The sequence below is a fragment of the Mangrovimonas sp. YM274 genome, assembly GCF_030908385.1.
Classification (GTDB): Bacteria; Bacteroidota; Bacteroidia; order Flavobacteriales; family Flavobacteriaceae; genus Mangrovimonas_A.
In genome coordinates, this window is the sequence record NZ_CP133091.1 from 788,165 (window position 1) to 805,967 (window position 17,803).

Annotated in this window: 18 protein-coding genes; 8 read left to right on the plus strand and 10 right to left on the minus strand. The window is 38.1% G+C overall.

Annotation, left to right across the window (positions count from 1 at the left end):
- Nucleotides 1-20 precede the first annotated feature (20 nt).
- Nucleotides 21-539: a gamma carbonic anhydrase family protein gene (locus RBH95_RS03440; RefSeq protein WP_307901329.1), complete on the plus strand. Its 519-nt coding sequence runs from the start codon at nt 21-23 to the stop codon at nt 537-539.
- On the opposite strand, the gene murI is transcribed toward RBH95_RS03440, so the two are convergent.
- The 8 genes from murI to RBH95_RS03480 all read right to left on the minus strand — a co-directional run bounded on the left by murI (nt 536) and on the right by RBH95_RS03480 (nt 8,791).
- A complete protein-coding gene (murI, locus tag RBH95_RS03445) occupies nt 536-1,315 on the minus strand; it encodes a glutamate racemase (protein WP_307901330.1) in 780 nt (259 codons plus the stop codon). The two genes, RBH95_RS03440 and murI, sit on opposite strands and share 4 nt — an antisense overlap.
- A gap of 62 nt (nt 1,316-1,377) precedes the next feature.
- Nucleotides 1,378-1,887, minus strand: coding sequence for an OmpH family outer membrane protein (locus tag RBH95_RS03450; protein WP_307901331.1), 510 nt, complete (start codon nt 1,885-1,887; stop codon nt 1,378-1,380).
- A 40-nt stretch (nt 1,888-1,927) separates the two neighbouring features.
- A complete protein-coding gene (locus tag RBH95_RS03455) occupies nt 1,928-2,971 on the minus strand; it encodes an OmpH family outer membrane protein (RefSeq protein WP_307901332.1) in 1,044 nt (347 codons plus the stop codon).
- 172 nt (nt 2,972-3,143) lie between these two features.
- Complete coding sequence (gene bamA, locus RBH95_RS03460; protein WP_307901333.1) at nt 3,144-5,750, minus strand: outer membrane protein assembly factor BamA; 2,607 nt, start codon at nt 5,748-5,750, stop codon at nt 3,144-3,146.
- On the minus strand, nt 5,722-6,462 hold the full coding sequence (locus tag RBH95_RS03465) for an isoprenyl transferase (RefSeq protein ID WP_307901334.1): 741 nt from the start codon (nt 6,460-6,462) through the stop codon (nt 5,722-5,724). The genes bamA and RBH95_RS03465 overlap by 29 nt, the downstream gene beginning before the upstream one ends.
- Before the next feature lies 1 nt (nt 6,463).
- Nucleotides 6,464-7,153, minus strand: a complete 690-nt coding sequence (locus RBH95_RS03470) for a DUF6089 family protein (protein ID WP_307901335.1) — start codon at nt 7,151-7,153, stop codon at nt 6,464-6,466.
- Between the two features lie 99 nt (nt 7,154-7,252).
- Nucleotides 7,253-8,131: an NAD kinase gene (locus RBH95_RS03475; RefSeq protein WP_307901336.1), complete on the minus strand. Its 879-nt coding sequence runs from the start codon at nt 8,129-8,131 to the stop codon at nt 7,253-7,255.
- Nucleotides 8,132-8,134: 3 nt separating this feature from the next.
- Nucleotides 8,135-8,791, minus strand: a complete 657-nt coding sequence (locus RBH95_RS03480; RefSeq protein WP_307901337.1) for a CBS domain-containing protein — start codon at nt 8,789-8,791, stop codon at nt 8,135-8,137.
- 89 nt (nt 8,792-8,880) lie between these two features.
- On the opposite strand from RBH95_RS03480, the gene RBH95_RS03485 reads away from it, so the two are divergent.
- The 3 genes from RBH95_RS03485 to RBH95_RS03495 are packed head-to-tail and all read left to right on the plus strand — an operon-like array spanning nt 8,881 to nt 10,766.
- Nucleotides 8,881-9,594, plus strand: coding sequence for a pyridoxine 5'-phosphate synthase (locus tag RBH95_RS03485; protein WP_307901338.1), 714 nt, complete (start codon nt 8,881-8,883; stop codon nt 9,592-9,594).
- 32 nt (nt 9,595-9,626) lie between these two features.
- The gene (locus RBH95_RS03490; protein ID WP_307901339.1) at nt 9,627-10,391 is read left to right on the plus strand and encodes an alpha/beta fold hydrolase; all 765 of its coding nucleotides are present in this window, start codon (nt 9,627-9,629) and stop codon (nt 10,389-10,391) included.
- Between the two features lie 30 nt (nt 10,392-10,421).
- The gene (locus tag RBH95_RS03495) at nt 10,422-10,766 is read left to right on the plus strand and encodes a phage holin family protein (protein WP_307901340.1); all 345 of its coding nucleotides are present in this window, start codon (nt 10,422-10,424) and stop codon (nt 10,764-10,766) included.
- Nucleotides 10,767-10,827: 61 nt separating this feature from the next.
- Here RBH95_RS03495 and RBH95_RS03500 read toward each other — a convergent pair whose 3' ends face one another.
- On the minus strand, nt 10,828-11,361 hold the full coding sequence (locus tag RBH95_RS03500) for a hypothetical protein (protein WP_307901341.1): 534 nt from the start codon (nt 11,359-11,361) through the stop codon (nt 10,828-10,830).
- 343 nt (nt 11,362-11,704) lie between these two features.
- Between RBH95_RS03500 and tig the strand changes: the two genes are divergently transcribed.
- The 3 genes from tig to clpX all read left to right on the plus strand — a co-directional run bounded on the left by tig (nt 11,705) and on the right by clpX (nt 15,110).
- Entirely contained in the window at nt 11,705-13,027 is a 1,323-nt protein-coding gene (gene tig, locus RBH95_RS03505; protein ID WP_307901342.1) for a trigger factor, read from the plus strand.
- Nucleotides 13,028-13,163: 136 nt separating this feature from the next.
- A complete protein-coding gene (gene clpP / locus RBH95_RS03510) occupies nt 13,164-13,841 on the plus strand; it encodes an ATP-dependent Clp endopeptidase proteolytic subunit ClpP (protein ID WP_307901343.1) in 678 nt (225 codons plus the stop codon).
- Nucleotides 13,842-13,877: 36 nt separating this feature from the next.
- The gene (gene clpX / locus RBH95_RS03515; protein WP_307901344.1) at nt 13,878-15,110 is read left to right on the plus strand and encodes an ATP-dependent Clp protease ATP-binding subunit ClpX; all 1,233 of its coding nucleotides are present in this window, start codon (nt 13,878-13,880) and stop codon (nt 15,108-15,110) included.
- A 300-nt stretch (nt 15,111-15,410) separates the two neighbouring features.
- Here the strand turns inward: clpX and RBH95_RS03520 are convergent, their stop codons facing one another.
- On the minus strand, nt 15,411-16,925 hold the full coding sequence (locus tag RBH95_RS03520; protein WP_307901345.1) for a GH3 auxin-responsive promoter family protein: 1,515 nt from the start codon (nt 16,923-16,925) through the stop codon (nt 15,411-15,413).
- Nucleotides 16,926-16,972: 47 nt separating this feature from the next.
- On the opposite strand from RBH95_RS03520, the gene RBH95_RS03525 reads away from it, so the two are divergent.
- Nucleotides 16,973-17,767 (plus strand): DUF2797 domain-containing protein, encoded by a 795-nt coding sequence (locus tag RBH95_RS03525; protein WP_307901346.1) that lies wholly within the window; start codon nt 16,973-16,975, stop codon nt 17,765-17,767.
- Nucleotides 17,768-17,803: the final 36 nt, after the last annotated feature.

A 17,803-nucleotide genomic window follows, 5' to 3' on the forward strand; every position in this document is an offset into this window, starting at 1 on the left:
ACGTCATCAAATAAAAGATTATGCCAGTTATTAAACCTGTTAACGGAAAGTTCCCTCAGATTCCTGAGGATTGTTTTGTGGCCGAAAATGCCACAATTGTTGGAGAGGTGAGCATGGGCTCGCAATGTAGTGTTTGGTTCAATGCCGTGATTCGCGGAGATGTTCATTTTATAAAAATGGGGGATAAGGTAAACATCCAGGATGGCGCCGTCATTCATGCGACTTATCAAAAGTCTCCTACCACTATTGGTAACAATGTGTCCATTGGGCATAACGCTATTGTACATGGTTGTACTGTTCACGATAATGTGTTGATTGGTATGGGAAGCATTGTGATGGATGATTGTGTGATTGAAAGTAACAGTATCATTGCTGCTGGCGCAGTGGTGACCAAGAATACGGTAGTGGAATCGGGGAGTATTTATGCTGGTGTTCCCGCTAAAAAAGTTAAGGATATCAGCGAGGAATTAATTTCCGGAGAAATTGATAGAATTGCCAATAACTACGTGAAATACTCTAGCTGGTTTCAGGAAGCCTAAAGTGAAATGTGTTGGACTTTGTAGTCTTCTCCTAGCAGTGATTCCATGACTTGCGGTGTTCCTGTTGTGTAGAAATCGTAGGACGTTTTTGAAGGTTCAGTATTTAATAAATGGTGCTGGTGCAGGATGGCTTTGGTTTGTCTTGCGACAGCTGCTCCCGAATCGATGATTTTAACCGATTTAGGAAGGATTTGAAGCAACAAAGGCATCAAATAGGGGTAATGGGTGCAACCTAGCACCAAATAGTCTATATTGGCATCTATCATAGGTTGCAAATATCCTTTCAATAAGGCTTCCATTTCTTCAGAATGGATCTTTCCACTTTCAATCAATTCAACAATGCCATCTCCAACTTGTTCAATAACATTAATACCATTGCTATATAGATTGGTAGTGGTATGAAAAAGTTCGCTTGAAAGTGTTCCCTTGGTTGCCAAAATACCAACCGCTTTGGTGTAGGTGTTTAATGACGCTGGTTTAATAGCAGGCTCAATGCCTATAAAAGGCACATCAAAAGTACTACGAAGCATTTTAATGGCATTGGTTGTAGCAGTGTTGCAGGCCACCACAATGAGTTTACTGCCTTTGTTTAATAAGAATTGGGTGTTCCTAATACTTAGATCAATGATCTGTTGTTTGGTTTTGGTACCATAGGGTGCGTTGCTGCTATCCGCAAGATAGATGGTGTTTTCATTGGGTAAGAGCAACTGGATCTCTTTCCAAATAGAAGTTCCGCCAACACCGGAATCGAATATACCTATGGGTTGTTTACTCATCGCTACAAAAATAAAAAAGCCGCTTGTGTAAAGCGGCTTTTTTTAATTTTTTTGTGAATGGATTAGAAACCTAATTCTTTCTTAACGTCTGGTAAAAGGTCTTTACCGTCAGCAACCAATACGCCTCCACCTTGAGTAGAATCCAATACGTAGTTGAAGCCTTGAGCTTTTGCTACCTTTTGGATTGCAGCTTTTGCTTTATCGAAAATTGGTTTCAATAATTCAGCTTCTTTCTTTTGAAGGTCTTGTTGTGCTTGAGCTTGATATTGACGAATGCTTTGCTCCATAGTTTGAACTTCTTGGGCTCTTTTAGCATTCTCTTCGTCTGTTTTTGTATCTACTTCAGCTTGGTATTGCTTCATTTTGTTTTGAAGCTCATTAGCCATCTCTTTAATTTGAGCCTCGTAAGTCTTAGTTAGTTTTTCAATTTCTGATTGTGCAGTTTTCATTTCTGGCATCGCCTCAACTAACTCAGTTGTGTTAATATGAGCAACTTTACTTTGTGCAACTGTGAAACTGGTAGCTCCAACAAAAAGTGCCGCTGCAAATAAAAGGGTCTTAAATTGTTTCATTTTTAAAGTATTACGTGTTTAAATATTAATGTTATAGTGGTTAATTTCCTGTACTATCTTTTTCTTTATTTTGTGCTTCGCGTTCCTTCTTTGCCTTTTCTCGCTCGGCCAGAATGCGTTGACGTCGTTCTTCAAGCTCTTTTTGGCGAGCTTCCCGTTCTTTTAATTTTTGTTGTCTTCTTTCTTCTGCTATTTGTTCTGGAGTTTTTTCCTCCGTTTTACTAGCTTGATTTACATTATCATTATCGCCATCCTTTTTGGCGTCAGCATCATCTTTTTCATTGGTCTTACCCGATTTTGCGGCTCTAATACTGTCTCTTTCGGCTTTAGCTTTTGCTCTTTCTTCCAAGATTTTTTGTCTTCTAGCTTCGGCAGCTGCTTCCAAAGAATCACGACGTTTTTGTTGAGCCGCTTTACGATCTTCAATGGCTTTGGCTCGAGCATCTTGCTTGGCTTGCAAGGCAGCTTCGCGCTCTTCCAATTCCTCATTGATTTCTGGTACGACTTCTTCATCCTCGGCTGCTCTACGTTCAGCTCTGTTTTGAGCTTGGGTACGTTTGGAAGCTCTTGTAATGCTTCGGATTACCAATTCGCTAATATCATACCTTTCGGAAGAATATAGCATTACCAAATCTGCAGATTTATCAAAAACAAAATCATATTTTTTGTTCGCCGCAATTTCTTGAACAGCAGAAAATATTTGATCTTGGATTGGTTGGATCAATTGGCGCTTTTGTGTGATTAAATCGCCTTCTGGTCCAAAACGTTTTTGTTGATAGTCTAATATTTGCTGTTCTTCAAATGCAATGTCTTCCAAGCGCTCTTCGTAAAGTTCTTTAGTAAGAAGTACGCGCTCGTTGTCCAGTTGGTTCTTTTTTTGGTCTACCACGCTCAAACGTTGCTCGATTTCTGCTTTCCAGTCTTGAGCCTTTTTTTCCAATTGGTTTGAAGCTTCTTGGTACTCGGGTACGTTTTCTAAGATGTATTCGGTATCTATGTAAGCAACGCGAACGCCTCTTTGGGCATTGGAGACCAAGCTACTTAGACCTATCATTATCATTAAAAAAAGAACTCTATACTTCATCTGTTACTGTTTTGTGATTTATTGATCTTTTCTTTAAACCTTAGGAATGACAGATTTTGTGTTGTTTCCGCCATTTGAATTTAACTTTTCCAAATTAACGAAATATATTCTGAAAAATTTTAACACCTACGCTAAATCCTTCTAGCATATATGAGAAAATATCATGCCAAACTTAAAATTGTTGACCAATAATAAAATGCGTTTCCCAACCATTGCTTCCAGTTGATCCTGGCACTGGGTCAAACCCGTAACCAAAATCAATTCCTAACAATCCAAAGGCCGGCATAAAGATACGTAATCCTGCCCCCGCCGAACGATTAAGTTGGAATGGGTTATAACTTTGGAATTCACTAAATGCAGCCCCGCCTTCAGCAAACATAAGTGCAAAGATTTTGGCTTGTGCACCTAAAGTTATAGGGTAACGTAATTCTAATGAAAACTTGTTATAGATTGATGCACCATCGTCTGTAATAGAACCATCTTCTTCAACAGGACGAATGGATTGGTTTGGATATCCTCTTAATTGTACAATCTCTCTACCATCTAAGGAGTAGTTGCCTAAACCATCTCCTCCAAGGAAGAAACGCTCAAAAGGAATAATTCCTCTGTCTTGGTTGTAGGCACCTAAGAAACCAAATTCCATTCCAGAGCGCAATACCAATTTATCTACGATACGGGTATACCAATCTCCTTTAAATTTGATTTTGTAATACTCTAACCAATTGAAACGTTTTTGATCGATTTCCGCAATACGGGCAGCATCATCCTCATTGGTTGGGTCTAAGGCGTCACGTTCGTCCTTAAGAGCACCATAATCAACATTGTTGAACAAAGAATAAGGAGGTGACAATTTAGCCGAGATGGAAAAGTTAGAACCTCCCATGGGATAAATTGGATCTGTATAGGTGTTGTTACGTGTTAAACCAATGGTATAAGCTAAACTGTTAGAGTAACCATCCCCAAAGGTAAATAGACCAGTATTGTAGTTCTTTAAGTTGTAATGTTGAAAGCTCAATGCTTGCGACAGGAAGAAGAAGTCATCTGGCACAGTTAAGCGCTTAGAAAGACCTACAGATACACCAGTGATGTTAAAACGTCTGTCCTTATCAGCATCTCTTGTTTGATAATTATATAAGAACTGTTTAGTATGGGAAATAGAGGTCGATAATTGCAATGGACGTTTTCCTCCTAACCAAGGCTCAGAAAAAGAAAAGCTATAGGTTTGGAAAAATCTACTGGCTTGCAAACGTAAGGCCAAGCTTTGTCCATCACCCATCGGTACTGGTTTATAAGCGTCTTTATTAAAGATGTTTCTCATGGAGAAATTGTTGAAGGATAACCCTAAAGTTCCAATAAAGCCACCGCCACCGTAACCTCCTTGAAGTTCAATTTGGCTGGAACCTTTTTCCACAACTTGGTATTCAATATCAACAGTACCGTCTACAGTATTGAAATTTTTCATGTTTGGAGTAAGCTGCTGCGCATCGAAGAAGCCCAATTGTCCAAGTTCACGAATAGTTCTAATAACATTTTCTTTGCTGTACAACTGCCCAGGCTTGGTGCGCAGTTCTCTGTAGATTACACGGTCATTTGTTTTATCGTTCCCAGATACGGATACCTCATTGAAATAGGCCGGTTTTCCTTCTGAAATACGAATTTCCATATCAATAACGTTACCATCGGCACTAACCTCTACAGGGTTAATAGTTGAGAACAAATAACCATTGTTTTGATATTGGTTTGTTAAATCGATAGCGTCTGGTTTTGTGTCGTCAGCAATACGCTTTCTAAGTTCTACACCATTATAGGTGTCTCCTTCTTTAATGCGGAGGATGCTGTGAAGTTGTTCATCGGTATATACACTGTTCCCTACGAAGGTAATTTTACCAAATTTGTACTGTTCACCTTCTTCCAAGTCTACCAATAAAGAAATAGTTTTGTCGTTATTGTATATAATGGAATCGGAAATGATCCTAGCATCTCTATACCCATTTTCCTTGTATTTATCGATAACGCTTACGAGGTCCTCTTTGTAATCGGCTTCAATATATTTGGAGCGTTTTAAAACTCTTAGAAAGTTCTTTTGTTTGGTATTTTTCATTGCCTTTCTAAGCTTCTCGTCGGCTATTTTTTCATTACCTGTAAATTCAATGCTTTTAACCTTAACCTTTTGGCCCTTATCAATATTCACGGCCATATCTACCCGGCTTTTTTGTATGGAATCCTGTACTTCTTTAGTGATTACATTTACCTTGGTATTTAAATAACCGTCTTTTTTATACTTGGATGTAAGGTAGTTTCTAGTTGTAGTAATAAGGTTTTCGGTAACTTTTACTCCTTTGGTGAGCTTATTTTCGTTGATAATCTCTTCCTTTTTGGACTTTTTAACACCGTTAATAACTACCTCGTTAAGTTCTGGTAAATCCACCAAATGAATCTCTAAATAGGCCAAATTCCCTTCGGTTTTTACCAAGTAGATGTCAATGGTGCTAAAGAGGTTGGAGTCCCATAGCTTTTTAATCGCTTTACTTATGGATTCTCCTGGAATAGTAACTTCCTCTCCTTTTCTAAGTCCAGAATAAGAGATAACAGTATTGGCACTAAAGTTTGTGTTGCCAGTTACGGTAATGTCTTCAATTATATAGTTGGTACCAGTATTGTAGTTGGTGTTTTGGGCAATATTTACACTTGAACAGAAAAGAAATAGTGCAATAAGAATTGAATTTAGGTATGTTTTCAAAAGTATTTTCTTAGCTAAGTTGTTCACTGGTTTTTCCAAATCGTCGTTCTCTGTTTTGATAATTGATCAAAGCGTCATATAAATCTTCCTTTCTAAAATCAGGCCACAATATATCGGTAAAATATAATTCGGCATAGGCAATTTGCCACAAAAGGAAATTGCTTATTCGCTGCTCCCCACTGGTTCTGATAAGTAGGTCTACATCGGGCAAATTTTGCGTGTAAAGATGCTTATTTATAATTGATTCATCAATAGTTTCGGGAGAAATTATATTATTTTTAACGTTATCCGCTATTTTTTTTACTACACTCACCAATTCTTCCCTGGCACCATAGCTTAAGGCCAGTGTTAGGGTCATTCTGGAGTTTTCTTTGGTGCGTTCCATTACTTCCAACAGTTCAGAATGAGCATTGCCTGGAAGATCATTGAGGTTGCCAATGGCGTTAAGACGGATGTTGTTATCTTGAAGGGTTTTGATCTCTTTTTTCAGGGATTTTACCAGGAGTTTCATTAAGGTTTGTACCTCCAACTTTGGGCGATTCCAATTTTCCGTAGAAAAGGCATAAAGCGTTAGGTTTTCAATGCCCAGTTCTGCACTTGCTTCTACAATTTGCCGCACAGATTTGGTGCCGTTTTCGTGGCCTACGACTCTTAAAAGTCCCTGTTGCTTTGCCCATCGGCCATTACCATCCATGATAATAGCTACGTGTTTGGGTAGTTTGTTGGTGTTTATTTGGTCTTTTCTACTCATTTTAAAAATTACAATAACAAGGTTTTTGCCCAAACGTATAGGTAAGGGTTATTCCTGAAAATACATACCAATCGTTACTGTTTGTGTTTCCAAATCCTAATGTGCTATCGTTGTCAAAATCTGGAACACTACCATCCAATTCATCTGAAAAGGTATAGCGAGCACCAACTTCCAAAGCTAAAATAAAGCTACTGGTTATATTGGTTTTGATACCTAATGTAATTGGAATTCCAAAGGCCCAACTGCTCGTGCCTTCTTCAACAATATCCCCATTGGACAAAAAGTAAAAATTGTCATGTTTTGCTACACTTACACCAGAGTAGAGGTATGGGGTAAAGTGTGTGCCACTTTCGTGTAGGTTGAAATCAAAAAAGGTAAACTCCATTCCAGCAGAGGCTTCCAAGAGTCCGTTGGAAAAGGCAAAGGCTCTTTCTTTTCGCCTTGGGTCGTCCGATTTTCTATCGTCAGCCTCAAGATCTGTATAAATCAGTGAAAATCTAAAGGAGTGTCTTGGGCTTCGGTTCCACTTTAAAATACCTCCAAAAGCGGGTGCATTTGGGGATATGTAGTTGGTAGCTCCAACGTCTCCAATAAAATTACTGCCTCCCGCAAATACCCCAACCTCATAAATTTGAGCGGTTAAGGATTGTGAAAGGAACATGCTTAAAAAAAAGAGAATTAAGTACCTCATTGGTTTTTCAAAGTTTGCAAATATAATAAATATGATTAGCCTATAACAATTTGAAACAAATTGTCTTACAGTTAAACAGTATTTAAGGGGATTTATTGCCTAATTTCTTTTGTCTTCACCCCAAAGTAATTTTTTCCTCAAGGTGTCTATAAAGCTTTCGTGTACAAGCTCTACCATCTTTATGGAAAAGGGTGCCTTTTTGATGGAAACTAGAGTAGAATTGTGCAAGGTTGTTATTCGAGAATCCAGAGAAATTAAATAGTGGTCTTCTCTTCCATTTACCTTTAGTTGTATGTCTGTGTCGTCCGGAATTACAAACGGCCTGGCATTGAGATTGTGTGGTGCAATGGGGGTAATGACTAAATTATGAGCACCTGGCATTATTACCGGTCCACCGCAGCTCAATGAGTAGCCCGTGGATCCTGTTGGTGTAGAAATAATTAGTCCATCCGACCAGTAGGAGGTTAGGTATTCATTATTTAGGTGGGTTTCGACCGTAATCATGGACGTGGTATTCTTTCGGCTTACAGCTACCTCGTTTAATGCAAAATTAGTTTCTACCAAATCGCTGTTTTCTGGTTTTGTGGTAACGCTCAATAAAATGCGTTCAGATATTTTGTAGTTGCCTTTTAAAATATCGGTTAAGGCCTGTTCTATCTCCTCGATTTGTATGGTTGCCAAAAAACCCAGTCTGCCGGTATTGATGCCTACTATAGGGATATCGCAATCCCGCACATGGGTAATAGCTCTTAAAATGGTACCATCTCCACCAATACTTATCAGTAGGTCATAGCTACTGTCAAGGGTAGAAAATGTATCGCATTGGTTGATGCCCATGTTGTGCTCATTGCAAAGCATGTCAAAAAAGCTTTTTTCAACATAAACCTCGGCTTGCTGTTGTTTTAAAAATTCAAGTAAGGTAGTGATGCAAAAGGAACTATTGCTGTTATAAAACTGACCGTAAATGGCTATTTTCATGCCTTAAATGTTAAGGTATTTCTTTAAGTATTCAGAACGGTCCTTTAGGTTTTCGATATAGGTGTCTTCTTCATGTCCTGAAATAATGTTGTAACTGTATCTTCTGAAGGTATGCATGATGTTATGGAGGTTACCATGCCCAACCTTTAGGGTTATTTGGACCATGTCGTTGTCCATTTTGGAAATGAAAGCGCCTAAGAGTTTCGAGTCGTTTGATTCAACAATTTGGCTTATTTCGCTAAAAGAATAATCTTGAATCCCCTTTTCAATAATCAAAATGCCGCCAGCCTCCGAGAAAAATGGGGTTTCGTTGAAAAGATTGATGATGTCATTGAGTTCATAATAGCCCAGATAAGTATTGTTTTGATCTAAAACAGGCATGATATTGCAGTCATTCTGAGCAAACATTTCTAAAACATCTAGCCAATTGGTATGCGTACGTACAAAAAAGCCTTCAATGGCATATTTAACTTCCGAAATCAATTTGGAACCTTCAAAGCAATGCGCATCAGTCTCAGATATACATCCTAAATATACCGTGTCATCTTCTACAGGAATATGGGAATAGGTGAGCTCGTTAAACAATAATTTCAGGTCACTGATTTTATCATTCAAACTTAAAGGTTTAATATCATTGATTATGTACTGTTCTAAAGGCATATCTCTAAAGTATACTATTGCAAATTAATTAAAAATAACTACAAAAAGCGTTAAGGACTTTGTATTTTTGTTGGTCAAATGAAAAGTTGATGACAAAATTAAGTGTAAATATAAATAAGATTGCCACCTTAAGAAATTCTAGAGGAGGCGATGTGCCTAATGTAGTGCAATTTGCAAAAGACGTTCAAGAGTTTGGGGCTCAAGGGGTGACGATACACCCAAGGCCGGATGAACGTCATATTCGCTACCAGGATGTTTACGATCTGAAACCTGTAGTTTATACGGAGTACAATATTGAAGGTAATCCAATAAAACAGTTTGTGGATATGGTTTTGGAAGTAAAGCCAACCCAAGTAACATTAGTGCCAGATGCTGAAGATGCCATTACCTCCAATGCGGGTTGGGATACATTGAAGCATAAAGACTTTTTGGTGGATGTTATTGCTGAATTTCAACGAAATGGCATTAGGACTTCAATTTTTGTAGATCCTGTTATGGCGCAAATTGAAGGTGCCAAAGCTACGGGAACCGACAGGATTGAACTGTATACCGAAGCTTACGCCCATCAATATACTTTGGGAAATAAAGACGCTATAAAGCCTTATAATGAATGTGCTGTGTTGGCCCATGACCTTGGTTTGGGCATCAATGCTGGTCACGATTTGTCATTGGACAATATCAAATTTTTTAAAGATAATATCCCTGGGTTATTAGAGGTATCGATTGGGCATGCATTAATCTCCGAAAGTTTGTATTTGGGAGTTGAAAATGTCATCCAAATGTATTTACAGCGCTTAAAATAATCCAAACATATTATTCAAGAAAACGATTCAAAATGCAGTTACATTCAAATATCATTGGTGCCGGTAAACCTTTTATTATCCTACATGGTTTTTTAGGGATGGGGGATAACTGGAAGACTCTGGGGAAGAAATTTAGTGAAGAAGGCTATGAAGTGCATTTGGTAGACCAGCGTAACCATGGCCGTAGTCCTCATAGTGACACTTTCGACTATGAAGTGCTTACTGATGATTTGAAAGCATACATTACATCGCACCAACTTTCCGAAGTTGTATTGTTAGGGCATTCCATGGGCGGGAAAACAGCTATGTTGTTTGCTGCAAAACATCCTGAGCTGGTATCCAAATTGATTGTGGCCGATATTTCCCCGCGTTTTTATCCTGTACATCACGATACCATTCTGGAAGGTTTGAGCCAATTGGATTTTTCTGCTATAGCCAATAGAGGTGAGGCCGATGAGGCCTTGTCGCGTTACATAACAGATTTTGGGATCCGTCAGTTTTTGTTGAAGAATTTGTATTGGAAAGAAAAAGGGCAGTTGGCCCTAAGGTTGAATTTGGAAGCATTGAAAGCCAATGTGGCGGAAGTTGGCGAAGCACTTCCTGTGCATGCTAAATTTGAAAAGGATACCTTGTTTTTGCGAGGAGACAGATCGGAATATATTGCATTGCAGGATGAGACTTTAATCAAGGCGCATTTTCCTAAAGCCCAAATAGAAACGGTAACCAATGCAGGGCATTGGCTGCATGCAGAAAACCCAAAAGAGTTTTTTGAGGATGTCATAAAATTCCTAACATAAAATTCGTATTTTTATTTAAAATACGATCTTATGAAACTAGTTATCAGAATTTTATTGTCGGCTGTGGCCGTTGTTATTTTGGCAAAATTATTGCCAGGGGTTGAAGTGGTTGGATTTACCTCTGCCATCATCGTCGCGATAGTATTGGCTTTGCTCAATGCCATTGTAAAGCCCATCTTAGTTATTTTAACGCTCCCCATTACTATTGTTACCCTTGGTTTGTTTTTGTTGATAATCAACGCGTTGATTGTGCTTATGGCCAGTAGCTTTATCGATGGTTTTGGAGTGAGCAGTATTTGGACGGCCATTTTATTCAGTGTTCTCCTGTCCATACTGGAATCCATATTGTACTCTGTTTTAAAAGACGATAATTAAAGCAGATAAGACTAAAAAAGCCTCTAAAATATAAAAATAAAGGGGCTTGGAATAGTTGTGTTTAACAGTCAATAAGTCTTCCGCAGACTTTAACATTGGCTCTGTTTCTTTTAATTCTAATGTCTATGCATTTGCCGTTTTCTAATGATTCTGCTAGTTCCGAGGCAGCGGTTGCCGTAGCTTGTTTTGCACAATTTTCGGTGTAACAAGTGTCAAATAGTTCCCAGCCATCGCCACTTTGACCACGGCAATCTTCGTCGTCTCCATGGGGAGTTGGGTTCACTGGGCCGGTAATTGGAGTTATGGTAACTAGCTCGCCCTTAATGAGGAAGTTGATAGCCAAAAACTCATGTTCGTTTAATTCTTCCGAATATAAGTCGTTAACGGTTGTCTCGATAATAGTTGATAAATCAATTTGAGTTAAATTGTAGGTTGTTTGAAACATCCTTGCCGTAAATTCAAACTCAATGTTATCTAAGTTAAAGTTTTCTAAGCTTTCATCTTGATTATTTATGGAATCTTCTTCTTCTTTTTGACATGATACAAAAAAGGCAAGGCTGAATAAAAGAACTGCTAATGATAGAATGTTTTTCATAATTTTTGGTTGATTTTTAAATTTAATTTTCTTATTGAGTTATCATTTGCGCAAATAATCTAAACAATATTACTTTTTTTTACAAGTTTTATTGAAAGAAAAACCTTATTTTTTATATATCACTAAATTAATTGCTCCAAATTTCAATGATATGTCTACTATTATTAAACTTTTTCTTTTGTATTTCATTAAGTCATTTATGGGTTTAAGAGTAAGAAGAAATACCATCCTATAATTGTATGTCTTATTTTTTTCTTAACTCCCCTAAATACAATACCTTGAAAACTTTGCCGAGTTGCAAAAAATATGTACTTTTGCAACCCAATTTTTATACGATTCGATAATGAATATTACAAGAGAAAACATTGACGCATTAAATGCTGTTGTTAAAGTAGATATCTCAAAAGAGGACTACAGCGATAAAGTGGAGAAAATCCTTTCAGATTACCGTAAATCGGCTAACATTCCTGGTTTTAGAAAAGGACATGTGCCAATGACCATGGTAAAGAGACAATATGGTAAGGCTGTCTTGGTAGATGAGGTAAACAAACTGTTGCAGGATGCCTTGAACAAATACCTTACAGAAGAGAAGCTTGATGTTTTAGGAAACCCATTGCCAAAGCCTCAGGACGATTTGGATTGGGATGCCGATAATTTTTCTTTTGAATTCGAATTAGGATTGGCTCCTGAGTTTGACGTAGAGTTGAAATCGAAAAAAGCAATTACGCAATACCAAATTGTTGCCGATGATAAGATGTTGGATGACCAAGTAGAACATATCCGTAAGCAATATGGTAAATTGGTGTCTCAGGAAACCGCGTCTAAAGATGATGAAATTACGGGTGTATTCGCTAACGAAGAAAAGGAAATCAACAACACAGCTACAATTACTTTAGATAAAATTAAAGGTAAAACCAACGAGAAGAAATTTGTTGGGGCAAAGGTTGGAGATGTTATCACTTTAAAGACGAAAGGATTGTTTAACGACGATCACGACTTAATGCACTTCTTGAAAGTATCTCATGACGATGCACACGGATTGGACGTTGAAGTAACCTTTACGGTTACAGAAATCAACACAAGAGAGTTGGCAGATTTAGATCAAGAATTGTTTGATAAATTGTTTGGTAAGGGAGTGGTAACTTCTGTAACGGAATTGAAAGAGAAAATCAAAGTAGATTCTGAAAAGCAATTTGCACAGCAAGGTGATCAAAAATTGTTGAACGATGTAACTGAGTACCTTGTAGAGAATACTAAGTTTGATTTACCTGCGGCATTCTTGCAAAAGTGGATTCAAACAGCAGGAGAAGAGCAATTGGATGCAGACCAAGCTAAAGAAGAGTATGAGAAGTCTGAAAAGAGCATGCGTTACCAATTGATTGAAGGAAAATTGATTCAAGATCACAACCTTCAGGTAACTTTTGATGATTTGAAAGCTCACGCTAAGGAAATGATTAAAGCGCAAATGGCGCAATTTGGACAAATGGACCCTGCGGAGGAAGAATTGGACAATATTGCTGCTAGAATTTTATCTAACCAAGACGAAGTGAAGCGTTTGTCTGAGCAATTGATGAGTCAAAAACTATTGGATCTTTACAAAGCAGAAGGAAATCTTAAAGTAAAAGAGATTACTTATGACGATTTTGTAAAAGAGTTTTACAGTTAATTGTTACAGAATAAATGATTATATTTAGAGCGTAAAACTATCGGGTTTTACGCTTTTTTTTGACCGTCAAAAATCCAGGTCATTTACTACCTGTAAACGCCTCAGGTTTTATCAATTATTAACAACAATTAGACATATGAATTTCGGAAAAGAATTTGAAAAGTTTGCAATAAAAGATCAAGGAGTTAGCAGTACATATTACAACAAAATTATGAGTAGTATGTATCCAACAAACTTAACCCCAAATATTATTGAAGAGCGCCAAATGAATGCTGTGGCAATGGACGTGTTTTCCCGTTTAATGATGGATCGTATCATTTTTATGGGAACAGGAATCAATGATCAAGTGGCCAATATTATCCAGGCGCAGTTGTTGTTTTTGGAAAGCACCGATGCATCCAAAGACATTCAAATATATATCAACTCTCCAGGTGGTAGTGTGTATGCCGGGTTGGGAATTTACGACACCATGCAGCTAATCAAGCCAGATGTAGCAACAATCTGTACTGGTATGGCGGCGTCCATGGCAGCAGTGTTGTTGTGCGCCGGAACTAAAGGAAAGCGCAGCGGCTTGACCCACTCCAGAGTAATGATCCACCAACCATTGGGAGGAGCGCAAGGACAAGCTAGCGATATTGAAATCACAGCTCGTGAAATATTAACCTTGAAAGAGGAACTTTATAAAATAATTAGTAAACATTCGGGACAGGACTACGACAAAGTATATGCAGACAGTGATAGAGATTACTGGATGAAAGCAGAAAAGGCTTTGGAGTATGGAATGATTGATGAAGTTTTATCCCGTAACGTATAAATATCCAGTAGATATTTAAATTGAATTTTTGAATTTATGGCAAAGGAAGAATTAGAATGTTCGTTTTGTGGTAGGAAAAAGCCAGAAACCAATCTGCTTATAGCAGGCTTGGATGCCCATATCTGTGACCGCTGTATTGAGCAGGCGCATGGTATTGTATTGGAAGAGTCGAAGCAAAGTGACAACTCCGAACTATCGACAGAGTTAATGCTTAGAAAGCCACAGCAAATCAAAGGCTTTTTGGATGAGTACATCATCGGTCAGGAGTACACAAAAAAAGTGATGTCCGTAGCGGTATACAATCACTATAAGCGCTTGTTGCAACCTGCAAGTGAAGATGATATTGAAATCCAAAAGAGTAATATCATTATGGTGGGGCAAACCGGTACAGGTAAAACCTTGATGGCAAAAACCATCGCCAAAATGCTAAATGTGCCATTGGCCATTGTGGATGCTACAGTGTTAACCGAGGCAGGTTATGTTGGGGAAGATGTGGAAAGCATTTTGACCCGTTTGTTGCAAGCTGCCGATTATAACTTGGAGAAGGCTGAAAAAGGCATCGTGTTTATTGATGAAATTGACAAGATTGCCAGAAAAAGTGATAACCCATCAATCACTAGAGATGTTTCCGGAGAAGGGGTGCAACAAGCGTTGTTGAAGTTGTTAGAGGGTACAGTGGTTAATGTGCCGCCAAAAGGAGGTCGTAAGCACCCAGACCAAAAATTTATAGAAGTAAATACAGAGCACATCCTGTTTATTGCGGGAGGAGCTTTTGATGGTATCGAACGCATCATTTCAAAGCGTCTCAATATGGCTGCTATAGGCTATAAAGCTGCTCATGAAGATGCTCAAGTAGATACTAATAATTTGCTTCAATATATCATTCCAAAGGATTTAAAGGATTTTGGATTGATTCCGGAAATTATTGGTCGTTTGCCTGTACTTACCTATATGGATCCGTTGGATGCGGCAACTTTGCGCGCTATTTTAACGCAGCCCAAAAATGCAATAATCAAGCAGTACAAAAAGCTGTTTGAAATGGATGATATTGAGTTTACTATCACCGATGACGCTTTGGATTATATAGTTGAAAAGGCTATTGAATACAAACTTGGTGCTAGAGGATTACGTTCTTTATGTGAAGAAATCCTTACCGATGCTATGTTTGAAATGCCTAGCAGCGATGATAACAAGTTGAAGGTTACAAGGAGTTATGCGGAGGATAAACTGAATAAAACGGCGCTAAAAAAGCTTAAAGCTGTATCCTAATCATTACATCGATAGATTAAAAAAAAAGCCACTCAATTTGAGTGGCTTTTTTGCTATTTGGATCAATAATTAATATTCTGCAATACTATATTTTGAAAAGGACAAGCCTTTTATATGTTCTAAAATTGCATTGGAATAATGACAATGTTAAGGGAGGATTGTCAACATTATTAATGTAAATATAGTGGCATTTGTGTAAGATAAAAATGACGTAGTAGTTTATTGGACAAATGCATTTAAATAATCGTTATGCGGATTTTAGACAAGACGTTAATCGGATTTTTCAGCAGGTTTTAAATTTTAAAAATTCAATTTCAATAATTCATCCATGTACTCTCGGTTATTCGATAAACGAGGAACTTTGTGTTGGCCTCCCAATTTGTTATGCTGTTTCAACCAATCATAAAATAAATGCTCCCTAGCAATATTAATTTTGGGCATGTTCAAGGTCATATTGTTGTAGCGTTTGGCTTCGTAGTCGGAGTTTAATGATTTAAGAGCATTGTCAAAAAGTTCTCCAAATTGGTTTACATCTTTAGGAGGTGTTTTAAATTCAATGAGCCATTCATGCGACCCCTTATCGTGCCCGTTCATAAAAATAGGTGCGGCGGTATACTCTACAATTTCAGAAGCCGTTTTTCTACATACTTCTTTAAGCGCATCCTCGGCATTTTCAATAATCAATTCTTCTCCAAAAACATTGATATGGTGTTTGGTGCGGCCAGAAACCTTCACGCGGTATGGGTGTAGTGAGGTAAACCTTATCGTATCCCCAATTTTATAGCGCCACAAACCAGCATTGGTGGTTATAACTACTGCGTAATTTTTGTCCTTTTCAACTTCGCTCAGTGGGATAACTTTTTCTTCAGGAGTGCCATAAGTGTCCATAGGAATGAACTCGTAGAAAATGCCATAGTCTAACATAAGCAATAGCTCGTTGGAATTGTTTTGGTCCTGAATGGCAAAAAAGCCTTCAGAGGCATTGTAGATTTCGTAATACCTAAAGTCCTTTTTAGGAAGGATAGCTTGGTACTGGTCTACATATGGCACAAAGCTCACACCTCCGTGAAAATATACTTCCAAATTCGGCCATACATCGGTGATACTTTGCTTGCCAGTGGTATCCAATACATTATTTAAAAGGACGAGCATCCAAGAAGGCACGCCAGCTAAACTAGTTACGTTCTCATTTATGGTTTCATCAACAATGGCCTGCATTTTATGTTCCCAATCGCTCATAAGGGACACCCTATTACTGGGTGTGCTACTAAACTCGGCCCAAAAGGGCATATTGTCAATTAAAATGGCAGACAGGTCGCCAAACACTGTGCCGTTTTCTTTATAAAGTTCTTTACTACCGCCTAAGCGCAAGCTTTTTCCTGTGAATAGTTGCGAGTCTTCATTGTTGTTGAGGTACATGCACAGTAAGTCCTTGCTGGCTGCGTAATGACAATCTTCCAACGATTCATAACTTACGGGGATGAACTTGCTTTTGGCATTGGTGGTGCCACTAGATTTGGCAAACCATTTGATAGGACTGGGCCAAAAGATATTATGTTCACCCAAACGGGAGCGCTCTATAACATTTTGATAATCTTCATAACATGAAATGGGAATTCTATCAGCAAACGTTTGGTAGCTTTTTATGGACTCAAAATCATACTTTTTGCCAAATTCCGTGTCTTTGGCAATATTAATAAGATCCAATAACAATTCATTTTGTACCTCATTGGGATATTTTAAAAATAGCTCTATTTGATGAAATCGTTTTTTTAAAAACCACGAGGCAATGGAATTTACTAAAGGAATTGGCATATTTGCAGTATCTTTAAAAAAAGTAACTAAAAATAACATTTTTTTTTATGACCTACCAAGGAGTTCTCACAAAAATGGAGACCGAGTATGGACACCCCATACAGTATTATTTGGTGTTTAAAATTGACTTTTTAAACCTAAACCAACTGCTAAATAGAACAATAAGTATTCAATTTGTGAAATTTGAATGCTTGAATTGTGGTTTGGATAAGCCAATTTATAGACAGGGGTTTTGTAAAAGTTGCTTTTTTGAAGTGCCTCAAGCGGCAGATTGGATAATGAGACCAGAATTGAGTACGGCGCATCTAGGAAAAGAAGACCGCGATTTGGAATACGAAAAGAAAGTGCAGTTGCAACCGCATATTGTGTACTTGGCCAATTCTAGTAGTGTTAAAGTAGGGGTAACACGTAAAACACAAGTGCCTACTAGATGGATAGATCAGGGGGCGCATGAAGCCATTGAAATTGTAGAAGTGCCCAATAGGTATTTAGCAGGTATTACCGAGGTGGCCCTAAAAGAACATGTGTCTGATAAAACCAATTGGCGCACGATGCTTAAAAATGAGGTGGTGGATGAAAACCTGGTAGAATGGCGCGAACGCTTGTTGCCTTTCGTTCCTGAAGAAGCAAGAGAGTACATTATAGCGTCCAATACAGAAACCGAATTGGAGTTTCCTGTGGAGCAATATCCATTAAAACCTAAAAGTTTAAATTTAGGAAAAACACCTTCATATACCGGGAGGCTGTCAGGGATTAAAGGACAATACCTAATCTTTGAAGATCAAACCGTGTTTAACGTACGCGCCAACGAAGGGTTGGTGGTTGATATTTCCATACGTTAGCACAAGATAAGTAATACATTGAAAAGCAAAGGCTAC

Bases quoted from the DNA above. Each gene is read 5' to 3' on its own strand.
- RBH95_RS03440 (WP_307901329.1), top strand. From the start codon at position 21: ATGCCAGTTATTAAACCTGTTAACGGAAAGTTCCCTCAGATTCCTGAG.
- murI (WP_307901330.1), bottom strand. From the start codon at position 1,315: ATGAGTAAACAACCCATAGGTATATTCGATTCCGGTGTTGGCGGAACT.
- RBH95_RS03450 (WP_307901331.1), bottom strand. From the start codon at position 1,887: ATGAAACAATTTAAGACCCTTTTATTTGCAGCGGCACTTTTTGTTGGA.
- RBH95_RS03455 (WP_307901332.1), bottom strand. From the start codon at position 2,971: ATGAAGTATAGAGTTCTTTTTTTAATGATAATGATAGGTCTAAGTAGC.
- RBH95_RS03465 (WP_307901334.1), bottom strand. From the start codon at position 6,462: ATGAGTAGAAAAGACCAAATAAACACCAACAAACTACCCAAACACGTA.
- RBH95_RS03470 (WP_307901335.1), bottom strand. From the start codon at position 7,153: ATGAGGTACTTAATTCTCTTTTTTTTAAGCATGTTCCTTTCACAATCC.
- RBH95_RS03475 (WP_307901336.1), bottom strand. From the start codon at position 8,131: ATGAAAATAGCCATTTACGGTCAGTTTTATAACAGCAATAGTTCCTTT.
- RBH95_RS03480 (WP_307901337.1), bottom strand. From the start codon at position 8,791: ATGCCTTTAGAACAGTACATAATCAATGATATTAAACCTTTAAGTTTG.
- RBH95_RS03485 (WP_307901338.1), top strand. From the start codon at position 8,881: ATGACAAAATTAAGTGTAAATATAAATAAGATTGCCACCTTAAGAAAT.
- RBH95_RS03490 (WP_307901339.1), top strand. From the start codon at position 9,627: ATGCAGTTACATTCAAATATCATTGGTGCCGGTAAACCTTTTATTATC.
- RBH95_RS03495 (WP_307901340.1), top strand. From the start codon at position 10,422: ATGAAACTAGTTATCAGAATTTTATTGTCGGCTGTGGCCGTTGTTATT.
- RBH95_RS03500 (WP_307901341.1), bottom strand. From the start codon at position 11,361: ATGAAAAACATTCTATCATTAGCAGTTCTTTTATTCAGCCTTGCCTTT.
- tig (WP_307901342.1), top strand. From the start codon at position 11,705: ATGAATATTACAAGAGAAAACATTGACGCATTAAATGCTGTTGTTAAA.
- clpP (WP_307901343.1), top strand. From the start codon at position 13,164: ATGAATTTCGGAAAAGAATTTGAAAAGTTTGCAATAAAAGATCAAGGA.
- clpX (WP_307901344.1), top strand. From the start codon at position 13,878: ATGGCAAAGGAAGAATTAGAATGTTCGTTTTGTGGTAGGAAAAAGCCA.
- RBH95_RS03520 (WP_307901345.1), bottom strand. From the start codon at position 16,925: ATGCCAATTCCTTTAGTAAATTCCATTGCCTCGTGGTTTTTAAAAAAA.
- RBH95_RS03525 (WP_307901346.1), top strand. From the start codon at position 16,973: ATGACCTACCAAGGAGTTCTCACAAAAATGGAGACCGAGTATGGACAC.